Consider the following 5,981-nt stretch of genomic DNA (forward strand, 5'->3'; position numbering starts at 1 on the left):
CGTGAAGGCCTTCTGGTCGATCAAATCGAGCAGGCGTCCCGGCGTGGCGACGAGGATGTCGGTGCCGCGGTGGAGCTTGTTGCGGTCCTTGTTGACCGAGGTGCCGCCGACGATCGACTGGACCTTGAGGCCCGCCAGCGCACCATAATCCTTGGCCGACTGGGCGATCTGCCCGGCCAGTTCGCGCGTGGGGGCCAGCACCAGCATGCGGCAGGACTTGAACGGCGTCTGCTTCTCCGCCTCGCGCAGGCGGTCGATGCTGGGGAGCATGAAGGCGGCGGTCTTGCCGGTACCGGTCTGGGCGATGCCCATCAGGTCGCGCCCTTCGAGCACGGCTGGAATGGCTTGCTGCTGGATCGGCGTGGGCGTGGAATAGCCCTTGAGATCGAGCGCCTGGAGGACGGGCTGCGACAGCCCGAGGTCTGAAAATTGTGTCATGTATACTCGCATTCGAAATGCGGCGCGCAAACCCAGTGGTCGCGCGGCGCGGGTGTCAAACGACCCGCGTGAAAAGGGTAGTCTTGGGGAAAAACCGATGCGCGGCCGGGGCGATGGATGTTTCAGTCATCGCCGCTTCACGCTGGCTAGCGCGCTTCGTTCGACGGCCAGATGGGGGTGAAAGGCCGGAAAGTCAATCGCGAACACGCCACTCCGCGTTCCGCGACGGTTCTTCAATCGCCAATCTTCGCACGGTTACCGCGGTCTGATGCGCAAACAGGGCAATCATCACCATGCCGCAGAATCCCGTGAAAATGTCGAAGCCCGAGACCTTTCCGAACCAACCTTCGCCCCGACTGCCCAGAACCAGCATAGCGAGCGTGAAACCAATCAGGAGGAACCGCAGTTCGGTGGGTCCGGCATTAAGGTAGGACAGCTTCATTTCACTCAGCACGCGGACCCGCAGGAACGCGTGGATCGAAAGCAAAAGATAGCCGGTCAGTGCAACCAGTGCGACTTCCAACTGTACGTATGGTGACAATCCGATCCCGGTCAGTACCAGCGTCGTTGCCAGACCATCGCAACTGTGATCGAGAAAATACCCGTAGCGCGGGCGCTCGATCTTGCGGAAACGGGCAAGGCTGCCATCGGTGGAATCACCGAACCACTGAACGGCGTAGCCTCCGATCGCGAGCCAAAGCCATTGTTCACCCATGTTGCTCAACAGATATCCAGCGAAAATCATCGCGGCGCCGATCATGCCGACACCGGTCATCAGATCCGGCGTCACCCAGGCGGGGAGACGGGCACAGATCCAAGTCAGCAGCCGACGTTCGCCCCGCGCGAGCACGTTCTGCTGGATACGCTCGATCGGCGCAGGGGCGACCTGGTCGTTAACTGTCATGAGGCACGACCATTGCGCCCCTTTTCATGCCGGGACAATTGCAAATGCACGAACGGCCCACCGACTGGCGATGGTAAGGCACCGCGCAGCGCAAAACCGTAACCGATCGAATGTCCCTGTTCGATCGGGCCGCAGGTTGAACAGGCAAGCCGAAGTGTTGGTAGGCCGCCATCTATGACCGGTCGATTGAAACTTGTCGGCGCCCGCCAGCGAAATAGGGCGTGGATATCCAGGGAGACACGCCATGCTTCGTACCGCCTATCGTTTGCCGCTCGCCATCGTCGGAATCGCCATCGCCTTCGCCGCGCCCCTGGCGGCGCAGGATGCCGCAGCTCCCACGGAAGAGGCCGAAACGCTGGCGCTCAACCACATCGGCCTGGCGGTCAGCGATCTCGACGCCAGCGCCAGCTTCTTCATTGACACGCTGGGCTGGAAGCCCGCGGGCGGTGACCCCAGCTACCCAGCCAAGTTCGTCACCAATGGCGAAATGTTCGTCACCCTGTGGCGCGTCACCGACCCGGCAAGCGCGGTGCCATTCGATCGCAAGACCAATGTGGGCTTGCATCACATGGCGATTACCGTGCGTGACCTGGCCACGCTGGACGCGCTTTACCAGCGTTTCCAGGATCATCCGCGGGTCGAGATCGAGTTCGGCCCCGAATTCCTCGGCAATGGCCCGACGACCCACATGATGATCCGCGAACCGTCGGGCATCCGGCTCGAATTCATCGTCCCGCGCGGCCGGATGAGCGAAGAAGAGCGCGCCCGTCCCAACCCGAGAACGCGGGACTAGGAGAGCCCGGCCGCCTTCAGCAGCGCTTCGGTGCTCGCGTCGAACTGCGCCCCGCCCGCTTCGATATCCTTGGCCATCTTCTTGCCCAGTTCGACCCCGAACTGATCGAAGGGGTTGATGCCCATCAGCACCGCGCTGGCGAAGGTGCGGTGTTCGTGGAAGGCGATCAGCGCGCCGAGCGTCGCGGCATCGAGATCGTCGCACAGGATCGTGGCGCTAGGGCGATCGCCCGGGAAGGCACGCGCGGGGTCCTCGCCATCGGCGCTCATGTTGCCGCCCGCCATCAGCGCCGCGCCTTGTGCGAAGCAATTGGTCAGCAGGATGCGATGGTGCGCCGGGTCGAGTTCGTCGCCGGGAGCCACGCTGGCGATGAAATCCACCGGGATCAGATGCGTGCCCTGGTGGAGCAGCTGGAACACCGCGTGCTGCGCATCGGTGCCCACCCCGCCCCAGGTAATCGGCGCTGTCGGCCCATCGACCGGCGCGCCGGCGGAGGTGACGCGTTTCCCGTTCGATTCCATCTCGAGCTGCTGGAGATAGTCGGGGAACAGCCCCAACCGCTCGTCATAGGCGAAGACGGCGCGCGTCTGGCAGCCGCGCACATGCGTGTAATAGAGATCGGCAAAGGCCGCGCGCAGCACCAGATTTGCCGTGCCGTCGGTGTCGCGGAAATGCTCGTCGACCGCCTGCGCCCCGGCCAGCATCGAGCGAAAATCCTCCATCCCGACTGCCATGGCGATGGGAAAGCCGATGGAGGACCAGATCGAATAGCGCCCGCCGACGCTTTCCTGGAACGGGAGGATGCGGGTTTCGTCGACCCCCCATTCGACCGCCTTTTCGGGCGCAGCGGTGAGTGCGATCACACGGCCGCCGGGATCCGAAACACCATTGTCGCGCAGCCATTTGAGCGCGCTTTCGGCATTGGTCATGGTTTCGATCGTCGTGAAGGTCTTGCTCGCCACCGCGATCAGCGTCTTCGCCGGATCGCAGGCGGCGAATGCCTGCTCCAGCGCCACACCGTCGATGTTCGAAACGACATGGACGTCGCAATAGCTGAGGTCGCGGCTCAGCGCGTCGACGCCCAGTGCGGGGCCCAGCGCACTGCCGCCGATGCCGATATGGATCAGGTGTTCAATCTCGCCCAGCGCGCCCTGGTGGATCGCCTCGACCAGCATGCCCATGCGCTCGATCAGCGCCATGGCCTCCTCGACCTTGGCGGGATCGCCGGTGCCGCGCAGCGTCGCATGATCGGCGGCGCGGCCCTCGGTCGGGTTGACGATCTCGCCCGAGAACAGCTTTGCACGCATTCCGGCAAAGTCCATCGCGTCTGCCAGTTCGCCGAAACCCGCAAGTACGGCCTGGTCGAGGTGCGTCTTCGACCAGTCGAACAGGATGCCACCGCTCTCGCCGCCCAGTTCGATCCGGCCCGAAAGCGCATCGACCCGCGCCGCGCCATCGCCCGCGAACAGCTCGGCCAATGTCGGTCGCGGCAGCGCCGCAAGCTTGCTCCAGAGGTCGGCAAGGGTATTCATCGCGCAAAAATCCTTTCGTGGGCGGACTGCCGCGACTAGGGAACTCGGCGATGATTGAGAAGCCCGCATGACAGAACAGGCCATGGATACGAATCCGGTCGCGGCCCAGGACACACCGGATGGCGAAGAGACCGAAAGCTGGGGCAGCTTCCTGTGGTTCTGCACCAAGCTGATCCTGGCGGTACTGCTGTTCCGCGCGTTGGCCTTCAGCTTCTTCACCATTCCCAGCGAAAGCATGCTGCCCGACCTGCAGACCGGCGATTACCTGATCGCGGCGAAATGGCCCTATGGTTACAACGAGAACTCGATGCCGCTGGGTCTGCCGGGACCGACCGACCGAGTGTTCGGCAAGACCCCCGAAAGGGGCGACGTGGTGGTATTCAAGCACCCGATCGATCGTTCTGACTACGTCAAGCGAGTGATCGGCCTGCCCGGCGACACTGTGGCGATGGTCGACGGCCAGCTGATCCTCAATGGCGAACTGATCGAGAAGAAGCGGGTCGACGATTTCACCATCGCCATCAGCGCGAACACGCGCTGCCATAACCGCGCGGAGGAGATCCGCGGCGCCGACGGCATCCCGCTGTGCCGCTATCACCGCTTCGAGGAAACCTTGCCTGGCGGCAGGCGCTATCGCGTGCTCGATTTCGGTCCGACACCACAGGACGACTTCGAAACCGTCGTGGTGCCGGAGGGCAAGCTGTTCGTGATGGGCGACAATCGCGATAATTCGCAGGATAGTCGCTTTCCGGCGCTCGCCGGCGGTGGCGTTGGGCTGGTCGACCAGCGCCTGCTGGTGGCGCGCGCCAGCTTGGTGCTGTTCTCCACCGATGGCAGCGCCGAATGGATCAAGCCCTGGACCTGGTTCACCGCAGCCCGCTGGGGCCGGATCGGGCATTCGATATGAACAAGACACTCGATCCGGAAACGCGCGAATGGCTCGCCCAGACCGGGTTTACCGTGCGCGACCCCGCGCTATGGCTGGCGGCGCTGACCCACGGCAGCATGGATGAAATCCGTGACTACCAGCGCCTGGAATTCCTGGGGGACCGCGTGTTGGGCCTGAGCATCGCCGATTGGCTGTACGGCCAGGACGATGCGCCCGAAGGCAGGCTGGCACAGCGGCTCAACGCCATCGTCAGTCGCGAAACCTGCGCCGAAGTGGCGCGGTCGATCGGACTGCCGCAGCATATCCGCATTTCCAAGCAAGCCCGAGCCGACGGCGGGCGCGACAGCGACAATATCCTGGGCGATGTCGTCGAAAGCTTGCTTGGGGCCGAATTCCTCGACAATGGCTTCGACGCAGCGCGCGCGCTGGTGCAGGCGCTGTTCCGCCCGGTCCTGGAGAGCGGCGCTGGCCGCGCCAAGCACCCCAAGAGCGCGCTGCAGGAATGGGCCGCGGGCAACCGCCGCAAGCCGCCCGAATACGAAGTGATCGACCGTTCTGGACCCGACCACGCCGCGACCTTCACCGTTCGCGTGAGCGTGCACAAGGTCGGCGAGGCGGAAGGCACGGCAAGTAGCAAGAGCGAGGCCGAAAAGGCCGCCGCCAAGGCATTTATGGAGCGATACGGGTGAGTACGGTGACTATCCTTCGACAAGCTCAGGATGAGCGGGTTCTGTGCCATTCTCCACATCCGCTCGGCCTGAGCCTGTCGAAGGCCATGCGCAGGCAGGTGAGACAATGACTGAGACTAAATGCGGCGTGGTAGCGGTTATCGGCGCGCCAAACGCGGGCAAGTCGACGCTGGTGAACCAGCTGGTCGGCCAGAAGGTCGCGATCACCAGCGCCAAGGCGCAGACCACCCGTGCACGCATGCTGGGGATTGCCCTGCACGGCGACACGCAGATGATCCTGGTCGATACGCCGGGCATCTTCGCGCCCAAACGCCGGCTTGATCGCGCCATGGTCAGCGCGGCCTGGGAAGGCGCGGAAGCCGCGGACGCAGTGCTGCTGATGGTCGACCCGATCAAGCAGCGCCGGCACGAGCTCGAACCGCTGATCGAGAGCCTGGCCGGGCGGCCCGAACGCAAGATCCTCGTGCTCAACAAGGTCGATGCGGCGAAGAAGGAACCGCTGTTGGCGCTGGCTCAGGAATTGACCGGAAAGGTCGACTTCACCGAAGTCTTCTTCGTATCTGCACTTACCGGCGACGGGGTGCCCGAACTGAAGGCGGTGCTGGCGGCGATGATGCCCGAAGGCGTGTGGCACTATCCCGAAGACCAGGTGAGCGACGCCAGCGAGCGCCTGCTTGCCACCGAGATCACCCGCGAACAGCTGTACAAGCAATTGCATGAGGAGCTGCCCTATGAC

The 5,981-nt window shown here is 63.9% G+C and carries 7 protein-coding genes; 4 read left to right on the forward strand and 3 right to left on the reverse strand.

The window, feature by feature from the left end:
• The coding region (locus tag AAFM29_RS16470) for a DEAD/DEAH box helicase (RefSeq protein ID WP_341713839.1) at nucleotides 1-438 on the reverse strand (438 nt) is incomplete at its 3' end.
• 193 nt (nucleotides 439-631) lie between these two features.
• Nucleotides 632-1,342 (reverse strand): CDP-alcohol phosphatidyltransferase family protein, encoded by a 711-nt coding sequence (locus AAFM29_RS16475; RefSeq protein WP_341713840.1) that lies wholly within the window; start codon nucleotides 1,340-1,342, stop codon nucleotides 632-634.
• Nucleotides 1,343-1,586: 244 nt separating this feature from the next.
• Here AAFM29_RS16475 and AAFM29_RS16480 point away from each other — a divergent pair, with 244 nt between their 5' ends.
• Entirely contained in the window at nucleotides 1,587-2,135 is a 549-nt protein-coding gene (locus AAFM29_RS16480) for a VOC family protein (RefSeq protein WP_341713841.1), read from the forward strand.
• Here AAFM29_RS16480 and pgi read toward each other — a convergent pair.
• Nucleotides 2,132-3,667 (reverse strand): glucose-6-phosphate isomerase, encoded by a 1,536-nt coding sequence (pgi, locus tag AAFM29_RS16485; protein ID WP_341713842.1) that lies wholly within the window; start codon nucleotides 3,665-3,667, stop codon nucleotides 2,132-2,134. The genes AAFM29_RS16480 and pgi overlap by 4 nt on opposite strands.
• Nucleotides 3,668-3,749: 82 nt before the next feature.
• Between pgi and lepB the strand changes: the two genes are divergently transcribed.
• The 3 genes from lepB to era all read left to right on the forward strand — a co-directional run.
• The gene (lepB, locus tag AAFM29_RS16490) at nucleotides 3,750-4,574 is read left to right on the forward strand and encodes a signal peptidase I (protein ID WP_341713843.1); all 825 of its coding nucleotides are present in this window, start codon (nucleotides 3,750-3,752) and stop codon (nucleotides 4,572-4,574) included.
• Nucleotides 4,571-5,245, forward strand: coding sequence for a ribonuclease III (gene rnc, locus AAFM29_RS16495; RefSeq protein ID WP_341713844.1), 675 nt, complete (start codon nucleotides 4,571-4,573; stop codon nucleotides 5,243-5,245). The genes lepB and rnc overlap by 4 nt, the downstream gene beginning before the upstream one ends.
• A gap of 106 nt (nucleotides 5,246-5,351) precedes the next feature.
• A partial coding sequence (gene era, locus AAFM29_RS16500) for a GTPase Era (protein WP_341713845.1) occupies nucleotides 5,352-5,981 on the forward strand: 630 nt, incomplete at its 3' end.

This window comes from Erythrobacter sp., from assembly GCF_038133525.1.
Lineage (GTDB): Bacteria > Pseudomonadota > Alphaproteobacteria > Sphingomonadales > Sphingomonadaceae > Qipengyuania.

Bases quoted from the DNA above. Each gene is read 5' to 3' on its own strand.
- AAFM29_RS16475 (WP_341713840.1), bottom strand. From the start codon at position 1,342: ATGACAGTTAACGACCAGGTCGCCCCTGCGCCGATCGAGCGTATCCAG.
- pgi (WP_341713842.1), bottom strand. From the start codon at position 3,667: ATGAATACCCTTGCCGACCTCTGGAGCAAGCTTGCGGCGCTGCCGCGA.
- AAFM29_RS16480 (WP_341713841.1), top strand. From the start codon at position 1,587: ATGCTTCGTACCGCCTATCGTTTGCCGCTCGCCATCGTCGGAATCGCC.
- rnc (WP_341713844.1), top strand. From the start codon at position 4,571: ATGAACAAGACACTCGATCCGGAAACGCGCGAATGGCTCGCCCAGACC.
- lepB (WP_341713843.1), top strand. From the start codon at position 3,750: ATGGATACGAATCCGGTCGCGGCCCAGGACACACCGGATGGCGAAGAG.